The organism is Arthrobacter sp. MYb213 (assembly GCF_002979915.1).
Taxonomy (GTDB): domain Bacteria; phylum Actinomycetota; class Actinomycetes; order Actinomycetales; family Micrococcaceae; genus Glutamicibacter.
The window spans coordinates 199,567-216,258 of record NZ_PCQA01000006.1 but is presented as its reverse complement, the minus strand read 5'-3'; the positions used below and the strand labels follow the sequence as shown (position 1 = coordinate 216,258).

Annotated in this window: 16 protein-coding genes; 12 read left to right on the top strand and 4 right to left on the bottom strand. The window is 57.1% G+C overall.

Annotated features, from left to right (window positions below; genetic code table 11):
- Positions 1-8: 8 nt before the first annotated feature.
- Both CQ011_RS14810 and CQ011_RS14805 read right to left on the bottom strand, forming a co-directional pair.
- Positions 9-1,667 carry an ABC transporter substrate-binding protein gene (locus CQ011_RS14810; RefSeq protein WP_105678470.1) on the bottom strand — a complete coding sequence of 553 codons (1,659 nt, stop codon included), beginning with the start codon at positions 1,665-1,667 and terminating at the stop codon, positions 9-11.
- Positions 1,668-1,805: 138 nt separating this feature from the next.
- On the bottom strand, positions 1,806-2,414 hold the full coding sequence (locus tag CQ011_RS14805; RefSeq protein WP_105678469.1) for an NAD(P)-dependent oxidoreductase: 609 nt from the start codon (positions 2,412-2,414) through the stop codon (positions 1,806-1,808).
- 81 nt (positions 2,415-2,495) lie between these two features.
- On the opposite strand from CQ011_RS14805, the gene CQ011_RS14800 reads away from it, so the two are divergent.
- Together CQ011_RS14800 and CQ011_RS14795 are read left to right on the top strand one after the other, a co-directional pair.
- Positions 2,496-2,861 carry a winged helix-turn-helix transcriptional regulator gene (locus CQ011_RS14800; protein WP_105678468.1) on the top strand — a complete coding sequence of 122 codons (366 nt, stop codon included), beginning with the start codon at positions 2,496-2,498 and terminating at the stop codon, positions 2,859-2,861.
- A gap of 127 nt (positions 2,862-2,988) precedes the next feature.
- Complete coding sequence (locus tag CQ011_RS14795) at positions 2,989-4,482, top strand: aldehyde dehydrogenase family protein (protein WP_105678467.1); 1,494 nt, start codon at positions 2,989-2,991, stop codon at positions 4,480-4,482.
- A 92-nt stretch (positions 4,483-4,574) separates the two neighbouring features.
- Here the strand turns inward: CQ011_RS14795 and CQ011_RS14790 are convergent, their stop codons facing one another.
- Positions 4,575-5,264: an NUDIX hydrolase gene (locus tag CQ011_RS14790; RefSeq protein WP_105678466.1), complete on the bottom strand. Its 690-nt coding sequence runs from the start codon at positions 5,262-5,264 to the stop codon at positions 4,575-4,577.
- A 211-nt stretch (positions 5,265-5,475) separates the two neighbouring features.
- Between CQ011_RS14790 and CQ011_RS14785 the strand changes: the two genes are divergently transcribed.
- The gene (locus CQ011_RS14785; protein WP_105678465.1) at positions 5,476-6,612 is read left to right on the top strand and encodes an acyl-CoA dehydrogenase family protein; all 1,137 of its coding nucleotides are present in this window, start codon (positions 5,476-5,478) and stop codon (positions 6,610-6,612) included.
- Between the two features lie 12 nt (positions 6,613-6,624).
- On the opposite strand, the gene CQ011_RS14780 is transcribed toward CQ011_RS14785, so the two are convergent.
- A complete protein-coding gene (locus tag CQ011_RS14780) occupies positions 6,625-7,515 on the bottom strand; it encodes a dihydrodipicolinate synthase family protein (protein ID WP_181148150.1) in 891 nt (296 codons plus the stop codon).
- 377 nt (positions 7,516-7,892) lie between these two features.
- Between CQ011_RS14780 and CQ011_RS14775 the strand changes: the two genes are divergently transcribed.
- The 9 genes from CQ011_RS14775 (at position 7,893) to CQ011_RS14735 (ending at position 16,609) form a co-directional block, all read left to right on the top strand.
- Positions 7,893-9,092 (top strand): substrate-binding domain-containing protein, encoded by a 1,200-nt coding sequence (locus CQ011_RS14775; protein WP_105678464.1) that lies wholly within the window; start codon positions 7,893-7,895, stop codon positions 9,090-9,092.
- A gap of 43 nt (positions 9,093-9,135) precedes the next feature.
- Positions 9,136-9,900, top strand: coding sequence for an ABC transporter ATP-binding protein (locus CQ011_RS14770; RefSeq protein WP_105678463.1), 765 nt, complete (start codon positions 9,136-9,138; stop codon positions 9,898-9,900).
- Positions 9,901-10,665 carry an ABC transporter ATP-binding protein gene (locus tag CQ011_RS14765; RefSeq protein WP_105678462.1) on the top strand — a complete coding sequence of 255 codons (765 nt, stop codon included), beginning with the start codon at positions 9,901-9,903 and terminating at the stop codon, positions 10,663-10,665. It begins immediately after the preceding gene.
- Positions 10,662-11,534 carry a branched-chain amino acid ABC transporter permease gene (locus CQ011_RS14760; RefSeq protein ID WP_105678461.1) on the top strand — a complete coding sequence of 291 codons (873 nt, stop codon included), beginning with the start codon at positions 10,662-10,664 and terminating at the stop codon, positions 11,532-11,534. The genes CQ011_RS14765 and CQ011_RS14760 overlap by 4 nt, the downstream gene beginning before the upstream one ends.
- Before the next feature lie 179 nt (positions 11,535-11,713).
- Positions 11,714-12,715, top strand: coding sequence for a branched-chain amino acid ABC transporter permease (locus CQ011_RS14755; protein WP_105678541.1), 1,002 nt, complete (start codon positions 11,714-11,716; stop codon positions 12,713-12,715).
- 9 nt (positions 12,716-12,724) lie between these two features.
- Positions 12,725-14,281 (top strand): class I adenylate-forming enzyme family protein, encoded by a 1,557-nt coding sequence (locus CQ011_RS14750; protein ID WP_105678460.1) that lies wholly within the window; start codon positions 12,725-12,727, stop codon positions 14,279-14,281.
- 2 nt (positions 14,282-14,283) lie between these two features.
- Entirely contained in the window at positions 14,284-14,922 is a 639-nt protein-coding gene (locus CQ011_RS14745; RefSeq protein ID WP_105678459.1) for a TetR/AcrR family transcriptional regulator, read from the top strand.
- A gap of 5 nt (positions 14,923-14,927) precedes the next feature.
- On the top strand, positions 14,928-15,707 hold the full coding sequence (locus CQ011_RS14740; protein ID WP_105678458.1) for a 3-hydroxybutyrate dehydrogenase: 780 nt from the start codon (positions 14,928-14,930) through the stop codon (positions 15,705-15,707).
- A complete protein-coding gene (locus CQ011_RS14735) occupies positions 15,704-16,609 on the top strand; it encodes an alpha/beta fold hydrolase (RefSeq protein WP_181148142.1) in 906 nt (301 codons plus the stop codon). The genes CQ011_RS14740 and CQ011_RS14735 overlap by 4 nt, the downstream gene beginning before the upstream one ends.
- The last annotated feature ends 83 nt before the right edge of the window (positions 16,610-16,692 follow it).

Below are 16,692 nucleotides of genomic sequence, written 5' to 3'. Positions count from 1 at the left end.
TTTACCGCTTATTTATCAAGGAATACGTTGTAGTAGATCGGGGAGGAGACCGCGGTGGTCTCGTCCATACCGTGAACGTTCTTCGAGTATAGGAAGTGGTTCTGCTGATCGTAGAGTGGCATGACGTAGTAGCCGTCCAGCACGATCTGCTGAGCCTGCTTGTAGAGTTCGGCGCGCTCAGCTTCGTCATTGGTCTGCTCCGCGTCAACTAGCAGTTGATCGAGCTTAGGATCCTTCACCTGAGCATTATTGGCGAAGTAACCGCTAGGTGCGGGAACCGTTGAATCGGAGTGGAACAAGATGCGCAGCACGCTCGGGCCGACCTTGGTGTACGGAGCGGAAACAAGGTCATATTCGTGCTTTGCCAGTGCGCCGTACCAGCTGGACAGGTCCAGCAACTCGATCTTGACCTCAAAACCAACCGGCTTAGCGGCGGCCTGCATCTGTTCGAACAAGGACTGCTCGGCAGGAACAGACTGGTTGGTGGAAACCGGGAACTTCAGCGTCAGTCGTTTGCCGTCCTTGACCCGGTAACCTTCGGAATCGCGCTGAGTCCAGCCGGCAGCGTCGAGTAGCTCGTTGGCTTTCGTGGCATCGGTGGTGAACTTTGATTCATCCGAGATGCCCAGTGGTTCAACGCTGGAGAGCAATGAGTAGCTGCGCTTTGCGGTGTTGAAGTACAGCGAGTTAATTCCGGAATTCACATCGACAGCGTGCATGAACGCTTCGCGCACGCGCACATCATCAAATGGTGCCTTGGAGCTGTTCAGCTCGAGACGATTCGAAGCGCCCGGGCGAGGCGCATCTAGGTGGCCCAGCCCGTTATCGGCGGCGGTGGAGATGGTATCTGGCTGCGGGTTGTCAATGACGTCAACTTCGCCGGACTGTAGCGCTGCATAACGGCTGGCGGCTTCAGGGATGAAGCGCCAGGTGATGCCCTCTAGGTAGGAGGCGGTGCTAGCTCGTTCTGGAGTGGCAGCCGGGGAGACATAATCTTCGTAACGCACCAGATTGACCGCTTGCTGACGATCCCAAGATTCAACCTTGAATGGGCCGGTGCCTGCAGGGGCGGCGCAGTTTGCTGCCTGGTCACGCTTCAGTCCCTTAGGGGATTGGATTGCGGTCCAAGGCATGGAAAGCGATTCGAGCAATGCGTTATCTGGAGCGGAAAGCTTGAGTTCTGCGGTGAGCTCGTCGACGAGTTTGATCTGATCAACCTTGCCCACGGCTAGATAGCCGGTGGACGAAGCGGTATTTGGATCCTGCAAGTGCTCGATATTGGCTTTAATGGCCTCTGAGGTGAGCTTGGTTCCGTCGTGGAAGGTGATCCCGTCGCGCAGTGTAATGGTGCGGGTCAGGCCATCGGTGGAGACCTCGGTTTTTTCTGCCAGCCAGGGGATGATCTTCCCCTCTGCGTCCTTGGTGAACAGCGATTCCATGAACTGGGATGCGACCAATGCCTGCGGGTAGTTGCCGCCCACGTGTGGGTCTAGGCAGCTTGGCTCGGCATCGCCCGAGGCGTAAACCAAGGTCCCGCCGGCAACGGGTTCCGCGTCCTTGGAAGCGGCTGGGTCGTTGGTGGTGGAGCAGCCAGCAATGAGGGCAGCAGCCAACGGAAGGGCTAGTGCCCCGGTGAGCAGGCGGGTGGTGCGCTGATTTCGTCGCATGAACGCAGATATACCTTTGAGCGAGTGAGTGATGTCGTAGACAACCTTAGTCAACCAAGACCCAAAGTCCCGATTCCTTGCCGTAGAGCGCGGAATTCAGAAGTTGACTCGGGACTTGGTTGACTGGCTGTCAGTCGCTTACTTTTCGCTGGCGACGGTGAACCGACGGTTCTCGTGAACCGGGGTTTCGATCTCATCAACGATAGCTACGGCGAAGTCCTGAGAAGATACGAAGTCGCCGGCAGGTGAATTTGCGCCGAGAGTGTAGTTGCCGGTGCGGGTGGCCGGCTCAATGACCGGCGCCGGGGCGGCCATGGTCCAGGTAATCCCGGAGACCGAGGTGAGCATGTCATAAACCTTGCCGCTGGTGACTGCCTCGGCTAGGTAGGCTTCAGGGAATCCGGGGGTGTCGTAGAGGCGTACACCGTCAACCTCGGTGGCTCCGGCACCACCAATGACGAGTAGACGCGCAGGGATGAGGGTTTCGGTGATTTCCTCGAAGGCATCAACGTATTCCTGATGATCGCCACCGGTGCGCGATGGTGGTACGGAGATCACCACGACGTCGTGGTTTTTACCCAGATCGCGGTAGGCAGCGGTGTCGTTCAGCTGTGCGGTGACCGTGGTGGTGCCTTCGACGGTTTTGCCGGTGCTGCTCACGGCGGTAACTTCGTGTCCTCGGTTTAGTGCCTCGGCGGTGATCTGGCTGCCTACCATTCCGGTGGCTCCGTAAACTGCAATCTTCATGATGGTCCTCTCGCTAGATGTATCGTCCACATTTATAGTATCCTTTGGATACTGACTACTTCAACGAAACTAGGTTACCTGATGGATAGTGCCCCGACATTTAATGTACTCATTCAGGACTGCCCCTCACGTGAAATTATGCAACGTTTGGGAGATAAATGGACCCCTTTAGTGATGCTTACCCTAGCTGACGGGCCGCTTCGTTTCTCCGGGTTACGTCAACAGATCGGAGCGGTGACCCCGAAGGTGCTCACCAGCACGCTACGGACCTTGGAACGTGACGGCCTGGTGGATCGTCAGGTCACCGCACAGGTTCCAATCCGGGTGGATTATGAACTGACCGATTTAGGTCGTAGCCTGCTCGAACCCATGGACGCGATCCGCATCTGGGCCGAAAAGCATGCGGACAAAGTGCTCACCGCGAGAGAAGTTTTTGACGAAAAGTAAGCTCACCTCCGGCTAGTAATTGCGCTGTGCGATAAGAGTCTTGAAGATCGCTCGCTTCCCGCGAAGAATGAGGCTAAGAGCTCGATTCGATGTGAGGTTAGCGCCTCACCGTGGGAAGGGATAGTCCATGACCGATCAAGTAGTATCCAACCGACCGGCGTTCCTAGATCAACTACCGGCACAGCTTTTTATTGCCGGGCAATGGCGCGAAGGACGTAGCGCCGCAACGCTGGTCACCCGCAATCCATTTGACGATTCGGTACTTGCTGAAATTAGTCAGGCGTCCACCGACGACGTCGACGAAGCCTATGAGAAGGCCGCCGAAGCACAACGCGGCTGGGCGGCGCTCATTCCTGCCAAACGCGCAGCCGTGCTGAACAAGGCCGCTGACTACCTGCAAGCTAATTATGATGGCCTCGTTGAGCTACTTGTGGCTGAGTCTGGTTCCTCGGTACTCAAGGCCAATGTGGAAGTTTCTGGAACTATCGCCGCAACCCGTGAAGCCGGAACCTACCCAACGCGCGTGCACGGCCAAATCCTGCCTTCCAACAGTGCCGGCAAGGAAAACAGGGTGTACCGCGAACCGGTAGGCGTAGTCGGGGTGATTAGCCCGTGGAACTTCCCGATGTTGCTCTCCCAGCGTTCGGTAGCTCCCGCCTTAGCGTTAGGCAATGCGGTGGTGCTCAAGCCAGCCAGTGACACACCTCTGGTCGGTGCGCTGGTATTGGCTAAGGCCTTTGAAGCTGCTGGAATACCTGCCGGTGTTTTCAGCGTGGTCATTGGTTCGGGCGCCGAGATTGGTGATCACTTCGTAGCTCATAAGGCTCCGTCCTTCATTTCCTTCACCGGGTCCACCCCGGTGGGGCAGAATGTGGGAAAACTTGCCGTCTCGGGCAAACATATGAAGCGGGTGGCGCTGGAGCTAGGCGGAAACGCGCCGTTCGTGGTGCTTGCCGACGCAAATATGGAGCAAGCGGTTCGCGCCGCGGCGATGGGTAAGTTCTTGCACCAGGGTCAGATCTGCATGGCGATTAACCGAATTATTGTCGAAGCTCCGGTGTACGACCAATTTGTCGAGCAGTTCGCGGCCCACGTGGCCACCATCAAATATGGCGATGTGGCCAACCCGGAAAACGTTGTCGGACCAATCATCAACGACTCGCAGGTGGCCAGCGTGCGCGGCAAGATCGAACAAGCGCGAAGTGAAGGCGCCCGCGAGGTAGTGGCTGGAGAGATTGTTGGCCGGGTGATTCCGCCTCATGTGTTTGCCGATGTCACCAGCGAGATGGAGTTGTTCCGTGAAGAGATCTTCGGTCCGGTAGTTGGCATCGTTAAGGCCGATAACGAGGAGCACGCGCTTGCGTTAGCTAACGATACCGAGTTCGGATTATCCAGCGCGGTCTTCACCACCGACATTGAGAAGGGTGTGCGCTTTGCCCGGGGAATCAAGGCAGGGATGACCCATATTAATGACATCACCGTCAACGATGAACCACATGTGATGTTCGGTGGAGAAAAGAACTCCGGACTGGGCCGCTTCAACGGCGAATGGGCCATCGAGGAATTCACCACCGACCATTGGATCGGTGTGCAAACCACCGATAAGCAGTACCCGTTTTAGCCCGCGGTAAGAGTTCTTAGAGCACATAAACAACCCCGAAATGCGCAAAGCATTTCGGGGTTGTTCGTTGTTGAGCCAACCGGCGTCTGCGATTAGCTGGTCATTTCCTTCTTAGAATCCGTTGCCGGCGGCATGCGCTGAGGACGAACCGTCACGATAGGCGTTGCTACGCTCATCGCGGCTGCCACGGTGCCCAACGCCGCAAGGTCTTCCAATGTGGTTCGGGTTGGGCGCATGAGTCCCACTTCGCCACGCTCGAACCGGGCAAATAGCTCTGCTGGCCTGATCCATTCCGAATTGTCAGCCTCTGTGGTCTGGTGCGTCGGTTCTTGGCCTGGCTGAACCTGGGCTACGTAGAAAAAGGTGTCGAAGCGTTTGGAATTATCTGGGGGAGTAATCCAGTTGGCCCACGGGCGCAGCTGAGTGACATCTAATTGTGCGCCGGTTTCTTCAAAGATTTCACGTCGCGCAGCTGCCAGTAAGGTTCCGGCGTCCAGCACAGCTTGTTGTTCGTCCTTCTCCCAGATCGATGAGTCTTTCCACAACTCTGCGTGCTCCACGGCTAACGCATGCGGAATTGCCTCCGATTGAGCCTCGGCCACGTCTTGGGCATCAACCCGACCGCCAGGGTAAACAACCATTCCGGCGGCGAAGTCCATCGTGGACACGCGATGCTGGATGAAAACTTCTAACCCCTGAGCGCCTTCCCGAATCATCAGGACGCTGGCGGCACGTCGGGGTATCACTGGCTGGTTTGTCGGTGCAGTTGAGCTGGGGTCCATGATTCCTAGTATGGCCGAGATGTTCTGGAGCAGGGAGCACTATGACGCGCAGGCGCAGGCGCAGGCGCAGCCGGGGGAACTCATTGCCCAAGCTGCACGAAGTGTTTAGGTGAGACCGAGTTTCATTGATCCTTAGTTGTCCTGCGGATTTAATGACAACACAATCGATGTAGTGTGGATCACAACGAGTGGTGGTCAGGAAGGGTTTGTCATGTTTGAGCTCAACGAGGAACAACGTGAGCTGGTTGAAGCGGTTCGAGATTTTGCCGCAGAGAAAATTGCCCCTCATGCTTTGGAATGGGATGAGAAGGAACATTTCCCCGTTGATGTGTTGGCCGAGGCTGGCGAACTAGGCGTCGGTGGCATCTACGTCAGCGAAGAGCATGGTGGTTCCGGACTCACACGTAGCGACGCTGTCTTGATTTTCGAAGAATTATCGAAAGCCTGCCCTACCATCGCCGCCTACATTTCCATCCATAACATGGTGGTGTGGATGATCGATAGTTATGGAACCAACGAACAGCGTTCCACTTGGATCCCGATGATGGCAGCCATGTCGGATCTTGGATCTTATTGCTTGACCGAACCAGGTGTCGGCTCGGACGCAGCGGCGCTAAGTACCAGTGCAGTCTTGGACGGAGATGAATACGTCCTCAATGGCGCCAAACAGTTCATTTCCGGGGCTGGCTCTTCCGCGCTGTATCTAGTGATGGCACGGACCGCCAATACCGGTGCGAAAGGGATCAGCGCATTCCTCGTTCCCGCAGATACTCCAGGGCTATCATTTGGCCCAAAGGAAAAGAAGATGGGCTGGAATGCCCAACCCACACGGCAGGTCTTCATGCAGGATGTGCGTATCCCTGCAAGCAACCTCTTGGGCGCCGAAGGGCAGGGTTTCTCGATTGCAATGAGTGGCCTCAACGGTGGTCGGTTGAATATCGGTGCTTGCTCCATCGGTGGCGGGCAGCTCGCTCTGGAAAAGTCGGTGGCGTACCTTAAAGAACGCGAAGCTTTTGGTGGTCCGCTGACCAGACAAGAAGCTTTGGTGTTCAAACTTGCCGACATGGATATGGAATTAGAAGCCGCGCGCAGCCTGTTGCGCAGGGCCGCTGCGGCCCTGGATGCGAAGGCTCCAGACGCCGTACGACTTTGCGCGATGGCCAAACGAGTGGCCACCGACGCAGGTTTTAACGCTGCCAACACCGCGATCCAACTACATGGTGGATACGGATACCTCAGCGAATATGGGCTAGAAAAGATCGTTCGTGATCTGCGAGTACATCAGATTCTGGAAGGTACCAACGAGATCATGCAGTTGATCGTGGGGCGCGGACTGATCGAGTCCTAAGCGCTGGCAAATCTAGAGGCCTAGTTGCGCCAGGCATGCGCCTACGCGTGCCCGGTCGCTATTATCCAGTCCTAAAATCGGCAGTGGAAGGCACGATCGCTGAGCCAGGCCCAGCTGTTCGGCGATGGCTGCGACTACGCGCAGGCTTCCGCCACACTCGGTAAATAGCTCCCAGAGTGGGGTTAGTCGTGCCGATTCGGCCAGTGCCTCGGTAGAGTTTTCTGCTTGGGCTGCGCGGGTGATCCGTAATGCCAGTTCGGGCAAGGTGCCACCGATAACCGAATACCACGCGTCGCAGCCTGCGGATAAGCCTTGGGCAGCCGACGCGTCACCGGATACCCCGATGCTCACATGTTCGGGAATGACTTCGCGAATTTGAGCTACGTGTTCCTGGGCTTTCGTCGCTTCGGGTGGAACTGCCGGAATTTTGATTGAGGCAATACCGGGTAGCTCGGCCAGGCGCCGGTAGAGGTCGAGGCTAAAAGAGAAATGCGTGGTCCCGGGATTGTCATAGACGATCACCGGCAGGTCGCTGTGTTCGGTAAGCGTGCGAAACAGCTCGAAGACATCTGCCTCGGTCAGCGGCTGATAGCTCATGGGTGCTAGCAGTAGTCCTGAGGCTCCAGCGCGTTGTGCGGCCGTGGCATGGGCTAGAACCTGTGAGGTGCGCAGCGCACCAACTCCGACAAAGACCGGTGTGTCCCCGGCATGCTCAACCGCTAGCTGAGCAACCCGGGCGCGTTCTTGCGCTGAGAGATAAGCGTAGGAACCGGTGGAGCCAAGCGCGGTAATGGAATCTACCCTTGCGTGGTGCAGGCGTTCGATGAGAGCGCAGAAAGCGGGTTCATCTAATTGGTCGTTGACCAGCGGGGTAAGTGGGAATGCGCTGAGGCCGGTAAACATGATCGAGTCTTTCGCGGTTGCCGAGTCGATGGAGAACAGAACGCGTTTCGAGCGCGCCAATTCGTACGTTAGCACGGTGCTCTACCAAGGGCATCGAGGCGACCATAATGGTGTTCTGCAGGCCCAAAATCTCTGACTTGGGCGGCTTAAAACGGCCTGCTTCGGCCCTGGAGGGGCCAAGAGCGCACGATGGCTTTGCGAAAATGCACGAGCTTTCAAGTATTCTGTGCGCAAAATCCATTGACTGCCCTGAATGGTCACCATAGCTTTAATGTGTAACCTGAATCACCTTTCAGGTTTGGGGAATCACACTCCGCACAATTTCACTTCGGGACCTGTTCCAAGCATGGGACGCCCCGCGAGGAAAGGCTAGACACGTGAAGCGAAGCAGCAAGGTCGTAACGGCACTGACACTTAGCGCCGGGTTGGCATTAACCGCCTGCGCACCCACCGCCGAGACCGGAACCAGCACAGAAGGCGGCGACGGCGCGAAGACTGTCAACGTTGGCATTGTTTACTCGAAGACCGGCCCTCTGGCCGCTTACGGGGATGCTTACTACGAAGGGCTACAAGCAGGCCTCGACTACGCTACCGACGGCACCAACAAGGTCGGCGATACCGAACTGAACATCACCTATCACGATGATGGCGGAGATCCGGATAAGGCAGTGACCGTCGCCAAAGAGCTGATCGGCAAGGACTATAAGATCCTCGCCGGTACCGCCTCATCTGGTATCGCGCTGAAGCTTGTGGAGCAGGCAGCGCAGAACAAGGTGCTTTACATTTCCGGTCCCGCAGCAACTGATGCCGTCACCGGTGCGAACAAATACACCTTCCGCTCGGGGCGCCAGTCCATGCAGGATGTGGCTACCGCAGGTACCTTCGTTGATGATCTGAAGGACAAGAAGGTCACGGTTTTTGCTCAGGACAACGCGTTTGGGCAAGGCAATTTGGCCGCCGTTGACGCGATCCTTGGCATGGAGGGCGCCAAGGTCAGCTCCATCCTCGTGCCCGAGGATGTCACCGAGTTCACCCCCTTCGCACGCCAGCTGGTAGATGCTAAACCAGACCTGGTCTTCGCAGCCTGGGCTGGGGCAACCTCCGGTTCCATGTGGCAGGCACTTGATCAGCAAGGGGCCTTCGACGTTGCGCCAATCGTCACCGGTTTGGGCGACGTGGCTACCTACGGTGCTTTCGGTGACGCCGGGGAAAAGATCTCCTTCCTCAACCATTACTTCCCGGGTGCTGCCGGCACCGAGGTTGAAAAGTCTATGATCTCTTCCATTGAAGAAGCAGGCAAGGAAGTTGATCTGTTCTCTCCTGATGGATTTGTCGCCGGACAAATGATTGCCCAGGCGGTCTCCGAGGGTGGGGACGACGTCGAAAAAATGGTCACCTCGCTCGAAGGCTGGAGTTTTGAAGGTCCTAAGGGAGAAACAACCGTACGCGCCTCGGATCACGCACTGATCCAGAACATGTACCAGGTGTCCTTGTCCAAGGACGGCGAGAAGTGGATTCCAGAACTTGTGGAGACCGTGCCGGGCGAAGAAGTCGCACCTCCAGAGGTTGTTAACTAATCTTCTCGCCTCACGCACCAGAAACTCACAAAGGTAAACCCCCATGCAGAAGACAACACCAGCCTTGGAACTTCAAGGCGTGGGACTGCAGATCGGTGGAGCTCGCATCCTTGAAGATGTCAGCTTCACCGTGCAGCCCGGCGAAATGATCGGCGTGATCGGTCCCAACGGCGCCGGAAAAACCACCTTGTTCAACCTCATCTCCGGGGTGCTCAAGGCAACCAGCGGTACCATCGCGATGTCCGGACGAACCATGGACAAGCTACCGATTCACGCTCGTGCAGCCGCCGGGCTGGGGCGCACCTTTCAAACCTCTTCACTATTCCCAGGATTGGACGTCACCGAAAATATCCGGTTGGCCGCCCAATCCAAGCTCGGAAAGTCGCTGTCTTTGCTTAGCTTCCCGCGCAGCGGGGATAAAGCTGGCGAGATTGCCGAGGATTGCATCAGGCAAGTGGGGCTCGAAGCTAAGGCGCACGCCCGCGCTGCAGATCTTTCCCACGGTGATAAGCGCAAGGTTGAGATTGCCATGTTGCTCGCATCCGACCCAGCGGTGATCTTGCTTGATGAACCAATGGCGGGAGTCGGCTCCGGTGATGTCCCCGGCCTGGTGGAAATCATCCGCCGCATGCACCGCGAATCAGGGCGCACGCTGATGATGGTCGAACACCACATGGACGTGGTGCTCGGGCTTGCCGACCGAGTTGCTGTGATGCATAACGGCAGCCTATTGGCCATCGATGAACCGGATGCGATTATCGCTAATGAGACGGTACAAAGTGCCTATCTCGGACAGGGAGCAGCTTAGATGATCCCGGAAAATATTGAACCAATCCTCCGGGTCCAGGGTCTGCGTGCCGCCATCGATGGCTCCCAAGTGGTGGACGGGGTCGATTTTGAAGTACCTGCCACCGGCATTACCGCGCTGCTTGGCCGCAATGGTGTGGGTAAGACCAGCACCATCAAGTCAATCATCGGCCTGATTACGCGTACCGGTGGAACCATCGAGTTGGCCGGAGAGCGAATCGAAAAGGTTCCGACGCACAAGATCATCCAACGGGGTGTGGGCTATGTACCCGAAGACCGGGAGGTATTCTCCGCGCTGAGCGTGGCCGAAAACCTGAAACTTGCAGAACGCGACGAACACCCCAACCGCCAATTAGTTGACGAGCTCTTCCCCGATCTGGTCAAGCGTGCGCACCAGGCGGCCGGTTCGCTCTCGGGCGGCCAGCAACAGATGGTGTCGCTGGCCCGTGCATTATTAAACGACAACAAGTTGCTGTTGGTCGATGAGCCAACCAAGGGCCTGGCGCCAAAAATCGTGCAGGAGGTTGCGCAGGCGCTCGCCGTGGCAGCTCAAAGTGTGCCGATCCTGCTGGTGGAGCAGAACCTCGCGGTGGTCCGCCAACTGGCCGCTGGCGCGATCATCCTCTCCGGAGGAAAGGTAGTGCACCGTACCGAATCTGCCACCGATTTCCTCAATGATGAGGCACTGACCCAGCGGTTCTTGGGTGTGCAAAGCGAAGGCGCGGTGGAGCAATCCGCCGACACAACTAGCGGAGGGATGCTATGAGCACCCTGATACTCCTTTTGATTACCGGTGTTGGGCTTGGAGCCCTGTACTTCTTGGTGGCCTCCGGGCTGTCACTGATATACGGACTGATGGGCGTGCTGAACTTTGCCCATGGTGCCTTCTTGACGCTGGGAGCCTTTGTTTCTTGGGAGATGTCCCGACGCATTGGTGAGGGTACCTGGTTGACCTTTATTATCACGCTGGTCATCGGCGCCGCGGTCGGCGGAGTATTTGCGGCCCTGACCGAATTTGCGCTGATTCGTCCGCTGTACAACCGGCATATTGAACAGGTGCTGGTGACCGTTGGTTTGTCGCTGGCGGCAGTAGCAATCTTTGAAGGTGTGTGGGGAACCGACTCGCAGTACACCAAGGGACCCGAGTGGTTCACCCGAACCACCGACGTACTTGGCGCCCAGGTGCCCAACGACCGATTTGTCACCATTATCGTGGCAGCGCTGGTGTTGTTAGGTGTGGTGCTGTTTTTGAAGAAGACCCGCTACGGAATGATCATCCGCGCCGGTGTGGAGAACCGTTCTATGGTGACCGCGCTCGGCATCGATGTACGCAAGGCCTTCACCTTGGTGTTCACCATTGGTGGTGCCGCGGCCGGCATTGGCGGGGTATTGGCAAGCCACTACTTCGGATATGTGTCCCCGGCTCTGGGCGGATCGTTGCTGATCTTCGCGTTTATCGTCACCGTGATCGGCGGGCTTGGTTCATTGGCGGGAGCCGCCATAGCTTCCGTGGTGGTCGGGGTGCTGCAACAGATTACAAACTTCTACTGGGGCATGGGTGACTTCGTGGTGATCGTGTTGTTGGCGGTCGTCCTGTTGACCAAGCCCACCGGATTGATGGGGAAGACAGCATGAGCCCTGAACCTACGAATACTTTGCCTTCGGAAGAATCTACCGGCGAGCGCAACAACACCTCTGCGGTCACTGCCGTGGATAAGGTAGCCCGTCGGGTTCGCGTCCAACCGGCACGCGGGGCAAAAAACCCGCGTTCAAAGGTTGAAGCCTGGACGCTGGGTCTGGCCGGCTTGCTGCTTATGGCGGCGTTGCCGCTGCTGAACCTCTCAATTCCAGGCATCTTGCCTACCCCTACTTATCAGCCGGGGTCCTTGCAGCTTTTGGCGATGTGCATGTTGATGGCTGCCGCGGCGCTGAGTTATCACCTACTCATTGGGGTGGCCGGGCTATTGTCCTTCGGGCACGCGCTGTACTTTGGTGCAGGGTCCTATGGGTTGGCGATTATTTTGAATAACTTCGGTTTGCCATTGTTGCCGGCTATGGGGTTGACCCTGGTGGTGGCGTTGGTGCTTTCCACATTCACCGGCATGGTCGCGTTGCGGGTGACGGGTATTCCTTTTGCCATGGTGAGCCTGGCTTTTGCCCAGGCCGGCAGCGTGCTGGTTCGTCGTAACCCGGGCGGAGCTACCGGTGGTGAGGAGGGGGTGAGCCCCGATACCGCGGGTATTCCAGACTTTTTGATTGGTGTGGCCAATACCCGCAACCTTTATTGGCTCTCGTTGCTGACCTTGTTGATAGTGATTGTGGTGGTTACTTGGGTGCAGTCTTCACGTGCCGGGCATGTGGCGGCCGCCGTACGCGAGAACGAGTTGCGGGTCCGGGTGCTGGGATTGCAGCCTTATTGGGCGAAACTGTTGATCTTTGTGGTGGCCGGTGTACTGGCCGCAGCGGTGGGCATGGTGTTTGTGCTCTTGCAGTCCGGAACCGTGCCTCGGCAAGTTTCTGCTGACTTCACGATCACCTTGTTGGTGATGGTGGTACTCGGCGGGGTTGGGTCGAAGTGGGGTGCGGTGATTGGTGGAGTGCTGTACACGCTACTGGATCAGCGATTGAGTGCCTTCGCGAACTCCAGCGCCGTCGAGTCGCTGCCAGCCATCTTGCATGTGCCACTGTCCGAACCACTGTTTATCCTGGGCGCACTGTTTGTGTTGGTGGTGCTCTTCATGCCTGGCGGTCTCACCGGTGCGGTGCGCCGGTTACGTGAGCGTTTATCAGCTAATTCAGTAGCCAAGCGGAATTAGGACACGACTATGACAAGAGATCTTGGGCTGCACACACTCGGGCGCTGGACCACGGACCGGTCGCTGAGCACCCCGGAACGTATTGCCATCGATGATCGTGGAGTGCGGACCACTTACCGAGAGCTGGAGCGACGCGCGGTTTGCTTAGCCCAGAAATTCGTCACTGCGGGTTTTGGTGTGGGGGATAGGATCGCTACGCTTTCGGGAAACAGTGCCGATCAGGTGGTGTTGTTTTTCGCCTGTGCCAAGGCCGGACTGGTGTTGGTGCCTCTTTCTTGGCGGCTGACCCCTGCGGAGTTGGGGGAGCAATTATCGAAAGCCGACCCGATGCTTTGGGTCGTTGAAGATGAGTTTCAGACGCTTGCCGAACAAAGCAACGCACAGCTGATCGCTCCAGTGCCCACGGTTGTTATGGGGCCGGTAGGCGTCGAGGCAAGTATTGAGCGAGTCATTCGGTTAGACACCGAACTACATGGACTGACTCCGACCGATGACGATCCGTTACTGATGGTGTTCACCTCGGGCTCTGAGGGCAAACCTAAGGCGGTGGTGCTGACTCACGCCAACTGTTTCTGGAATAATTTGGCACTTTCGCGCACCGTGGATCTGACCAGCGCGGACACCATCCTGGCGGTGCTTCCGCAGTACCACTTGGGCGGCTGGAATATTCAGCCACTGTTAGCCTGGTGGGTTGGTGCCACGGTAGTGCTGGAGCGGACCTTTGACGCTGGACGCGCCCTGCAATTATTGGAAGACCGCAAGGTTACCAAGATGATGGGCGTTCCAGCGCACTACCGAATGTTAGCTACCCATCCAGACTTTGACTCCACCGATTTGGCTGCCTTGAAGCTGGCAGTGGTCGGTGGGGCCCCGATGGCGCCGAGCTTGTTGCGATGCTGGCATGGGCGCGGTGTGGCGCTGGTCCAGGGTTATGGGCTGAGCGAAGCCGGACCGAATGTTCTATGTCTGGCAAGCGAAGAAGCGATGAGCAAAATTGGGTTTGCCGGTAAGCCCTACCCGCATGTGAATGTGAAGCTCGTTGATGTGGTGACCGGCGAAGAAATTCGTGGGGCCGGGGACGGGGAATTGCTGGTCAGTGGCCCGAGCGTATCGCCGGGTTATTTCCGTGATAGTTCTGCCAGCGCTCAGGCGTTTGTTGATGGGTGGTTACATACCGGAGATTTGGTTCACCGGGACACCGAGGGATATCTGAAGATCATTGACCGGATCAAGGATCTTTACATCTCCGGGGGTGAAAATATCTCACCTACCGAAGTTGAACAAGTGCTGTTGACTCATCCGGCAGTGGCTGAAGTTGCGGTGATTGGAGTTCCTGATGATCGGTGGGGAGAGGTGGGGCAAGCGTGGGTGGTTTTACAAACGCATGCTCATGCTGATGCCACGGAACTGGCGGCTCATTGCGCCGGCAAACTCGCACGCTTTAAGATTCCGGACACCTTCAAATTCACCACGACGCTGCCACGAGTCGGAATTGAAAAGGTTTCTCGCCAGCAACTACGTAACCAGAGCCGGGCAGCACAACTTTCACTACGGGAGGAGGAGTAGCCATGAGTACAGTGACACCTCGGACACAACGCGGGACTCGGACCCGTAGCAAGATTCTGGCGGCGGCAGAAAAGGTCTTTGCCACTTCTGGCTACCACGACGCGTCGATTGTGAAGATCACCGAATGCGCCGGAGTGGGGCTGGGTACCTTCTACCTGTATTTTGCGGGCAAGCAGGAGATCTTTGATGAGGTAGTGGAAGATCTGAACCGACGCGTGCGCATGGCAATGACCGAAGCATCCGCTGCTACAGAAAATAGGTTTGCCGCCGAGCGGGCAGGGTTCAAGGCCTTCTTCCATTTCACTGCGCAACATCCAGCCCTTTACCGGATCATTCGGCAGGCCGAGTTTGTGTCACCCGGAGCATTACGTAACCACTACAGCAAAATCGTGGAGGGCTACATCCAAGGCCTTGAGGCTTCACAGCGCACCGGTGAAATTCGGGTGATGAACCCTGAAGTGGCTGCCTGGGCGCTGATGGGTATTGGCGAATTAGTGGGTATGCGCTGGGTGCTTTGGGAAGGAACCGAGGACGCTGAGGGGCATCGACCCCAGGTGCCCGAGGAAGTATTTGAAGAAATGATGAACTTTATTGATCGTGCGTTGGCGCCCGATGGTGCACAACTGCCTGTGAAAGGTTGAGCCTGATGACTGAAACTAAAACAATACTTGGCTCTACCTCGGGCTCGTTGGCCGGACGTACCGCGCTGATCACCGGCGGTGCCTCAGGTATCGGGTTGGCCTGCGCGAAGAGGCTCAGCGCGCAGGGGGCAATTGTCACTGTGGCCGATTTGAATGCGGCCGCCGCTGATCAGGTGGCTAAAGATCTGGGCGGTAAATCCTGGGCGGTAGATCTGGCAGACACTAAAGCTTTGGAAGAGCTAAGTATTAATACCGACATTCTGATCAATAACGCCGGGGTGCAACGCGTAGCACCGATTCATGAGTTTGATCCCGAAGCGTGGCGACTCATTCACCGGCTGATGCTTGAATCTCCCTTCCTGCTCATCCGTGCGGCCCTTCCCGGGATGTACGAACGTGGTTTCGGGCGGATCATCAACCTTTCTAGCGTGCATGGTTTGCGAGCCAGCGCCTTCAAAAGCGCGTACGTCTCGGCCAAGCACGGTCTGGAAGGCCTATCGAAAGTCACCGCGCTGGAAGGTGCAGAGCATGGGGTGACAAGTAACTGCGTGAATCCCGGATATGTTCGCACCGCGTTGGTGGAGAAGCAGATTCAAGATCAGGCGAAGATGCACGGCATTGCCCCTTCCGAGGTGGTGGAGAAGATTATGCTTACCGAGGCTGCGGTCAAACGCTTGGTAGAGCCCGAAGAGGTTGCTTCCTTGGTGGCATGGTTGGCTCAAGACGAAGCGGGAATGGTCACCGGCGCTTCCTACACCATGGATGGTGGGTGGAGCGCCCGATGATTGCGACCAACTACCGCACCGAGACGGTAAACGTTACAGGTGGCCCCTTGCAGGTGGGATTGTGGGGACCCGAAGATCCGCAGGCGCCGACGGTATTGCTCATCCACGGAGTGACCGCCTCACATATCGCCTGGGCCATGGTGGCCCAGGCCCTGCCCGGGGTGCGGGTCATTGCACCGGACTTGCGTGGCCGGGGACGAAGCAACCAGTTACCTGGACCCTACGGGATGCCGGTACACGCGGCTGACCTTGCACAGGTAGTGGAACACTTTGCCAGTGGCCCTATCCCGGTGATTGGACACTCGATGGGTGCTTTTGTTTCCCTAGTATTCGCGGATATGTATCCACAGCTCGTTTCCTCGCTGTTGCTTGTTGATGGGGGACTGCCACTGCAGGTGCCCGAGGGCTTGGATGACGAACAAATTATCGAAGCAGTATTGGGCCCAGCAGCGCAACGCTTGTCGATGACTTTCGAATCGGTGGCCGCCTACCGGGAATTTTGGAAACCCCACCCGGCCTTCAGCGAAAACTGGAACGAGTTGGTCGATGAATATATCAAATACGACCTCGACGGAGTCGCCCCACAACTGCGCCCAGCGACGAAATATCAGGCATTGGCCGAGGACACGGCAGAACTACACCGGGGAGCCTCACTGTTTAAAGCTTTGGAAGAATTGCGCCATCCAGTGACCTTCTTGCGCTCGCCGAAGGGGCTGATGGGTGCCGAACCAGGGCTGTATACCAAAGAATATGTGCAGTCGTGGGGGCAGAAATTGCGCGGGCTGCAGATCGAAGAAGTGCCAGATACTAACCATTACACGATAGTGATGGATAGACCCGGACGAGATGTAGTGGCCAGACATATCCAGAGGATGCTTGGGCGGGAAGTTAAGTCTGTTTAGCTGCATACCTTTGGCACAACAAAGCCCGGCATGAGCGCCACCTTTTTGTAGGGCTCATGCCGGGCTTGTCCTGTGAAGAAGTC

What these genes read in the sequence shown, in the direction of transcription:
- CQ011_RS14750 (WP_105678460.1), top strand. Translation starts at nt 12,725, where the DNA reads ATGACAAGAGATCTTGGGCTGCACACACTCGGGCGCTGGACCACGGAC.
- CQ011_RS14770 (WP_105678463.1), top strand. Translation starts at nt 9,136, where the DNA reads ATGCAGAAGACAACACCAGCCTTGGAACTTCAAGGCGTGGGACTGCAG.
- CQ011_RS14745 (WP_105678459.1), top strand. Translation starts at nt 14,284, where the DNA reads ATGAGTACAGTGACACCTCGGACACAACGCGGGACTCGGACCCGTAGC.
- CQ011_RS14795 (WP_105678467.1), top strand. Translation starts at nt 2,989, where the DNA reads ATGACCGATCAAGTAGTATCCAACCGACCGGCGTTCCTAGATCAACTA.
- CQ011_RS14755 (WP_105678541.1), top strand. Translation starts at nt 11,714, where the DNA reads ATGGCGGCGTTGCCGCTGCTGAACCTCTCAATTCCAGGCATCTTGCCT.
- CQ011_RS14800 (WP_105678468.1), top strand. Translation starts at nt 2,496, where the DNA reads ATGGATAGTGCCCCGACATTTAATGTACTCATTCAGGACTGCCCCTCA.
- CQ011_RS14790 (WP_105678466.1), bottom strand. Translation starts at nt 5,264, where the DNA reads ATGGACCCCAGCTCAACTGCACCGACAAACCAGCCAGTGATACCCCGA.
- CQ011_RS14735 (WP_181148142.1), top strand. Translation starts at nt 15,704, where the DNA reads ATGATTGCGACCAACTACCGCACCGAGACGGTAAACGTTACAGGTGGC.
- CQ011_RS14760 (WP_105678461.1), top strand. Translation starts at nt 10,662, where the DNA reads ATGAGCACCCTGATACTCCTTTTGATTACCGGTGTTGGGCTTGGAGCC.
- CQ011_RS14780 (WP_181148150.1), bottom strand. Translation starts at nt 7,515, where the DNA reads ATGTTTACCGGCCTCAGCGCATTCCCACTTACCCCGCTGGTCAACGAC.
- CQ011_RS14785 (WP_105678465.1), top strand. Translation starts at nt 5,476, where the DNA reads ATGTTTGAGCTCAACGAGGAACAACGTGAGCTGGTTGAAGCGGTTCGA.
- CQ011_RS14810 (WP_105678470.1), bottom strand. Translation starts at nt 1,667, where the DNA reads ATGCGACGAAATCAGCGCACCACCCGCCTGCTCACCGGGGCACTAGCC.
- CQ011_RS14765 (WP_105678462.1), top strand. Translation starts at nt 9,901, where the DNA reads ATGATCCCGGAAAATATTGAACCAATCCTCCGGGTCCAGGGTCTGCGT.
- CQ011_RS14805 (WP_105678469.1), bottom strand. Translation starts at nt 2,414, where the DNA reads ATGAAGATTGCAGTTTACGGAGCCACCGGAATGGTAGGCAGCCAGATC.
- CQ011_RS14740 (WP_105678458.1), top strand. Translation starts at nt 14,928, where the DNA reads ATGACTGAAACTAAAACAATACTTGGCTCTACCTCGGGCTCGTTGGCC.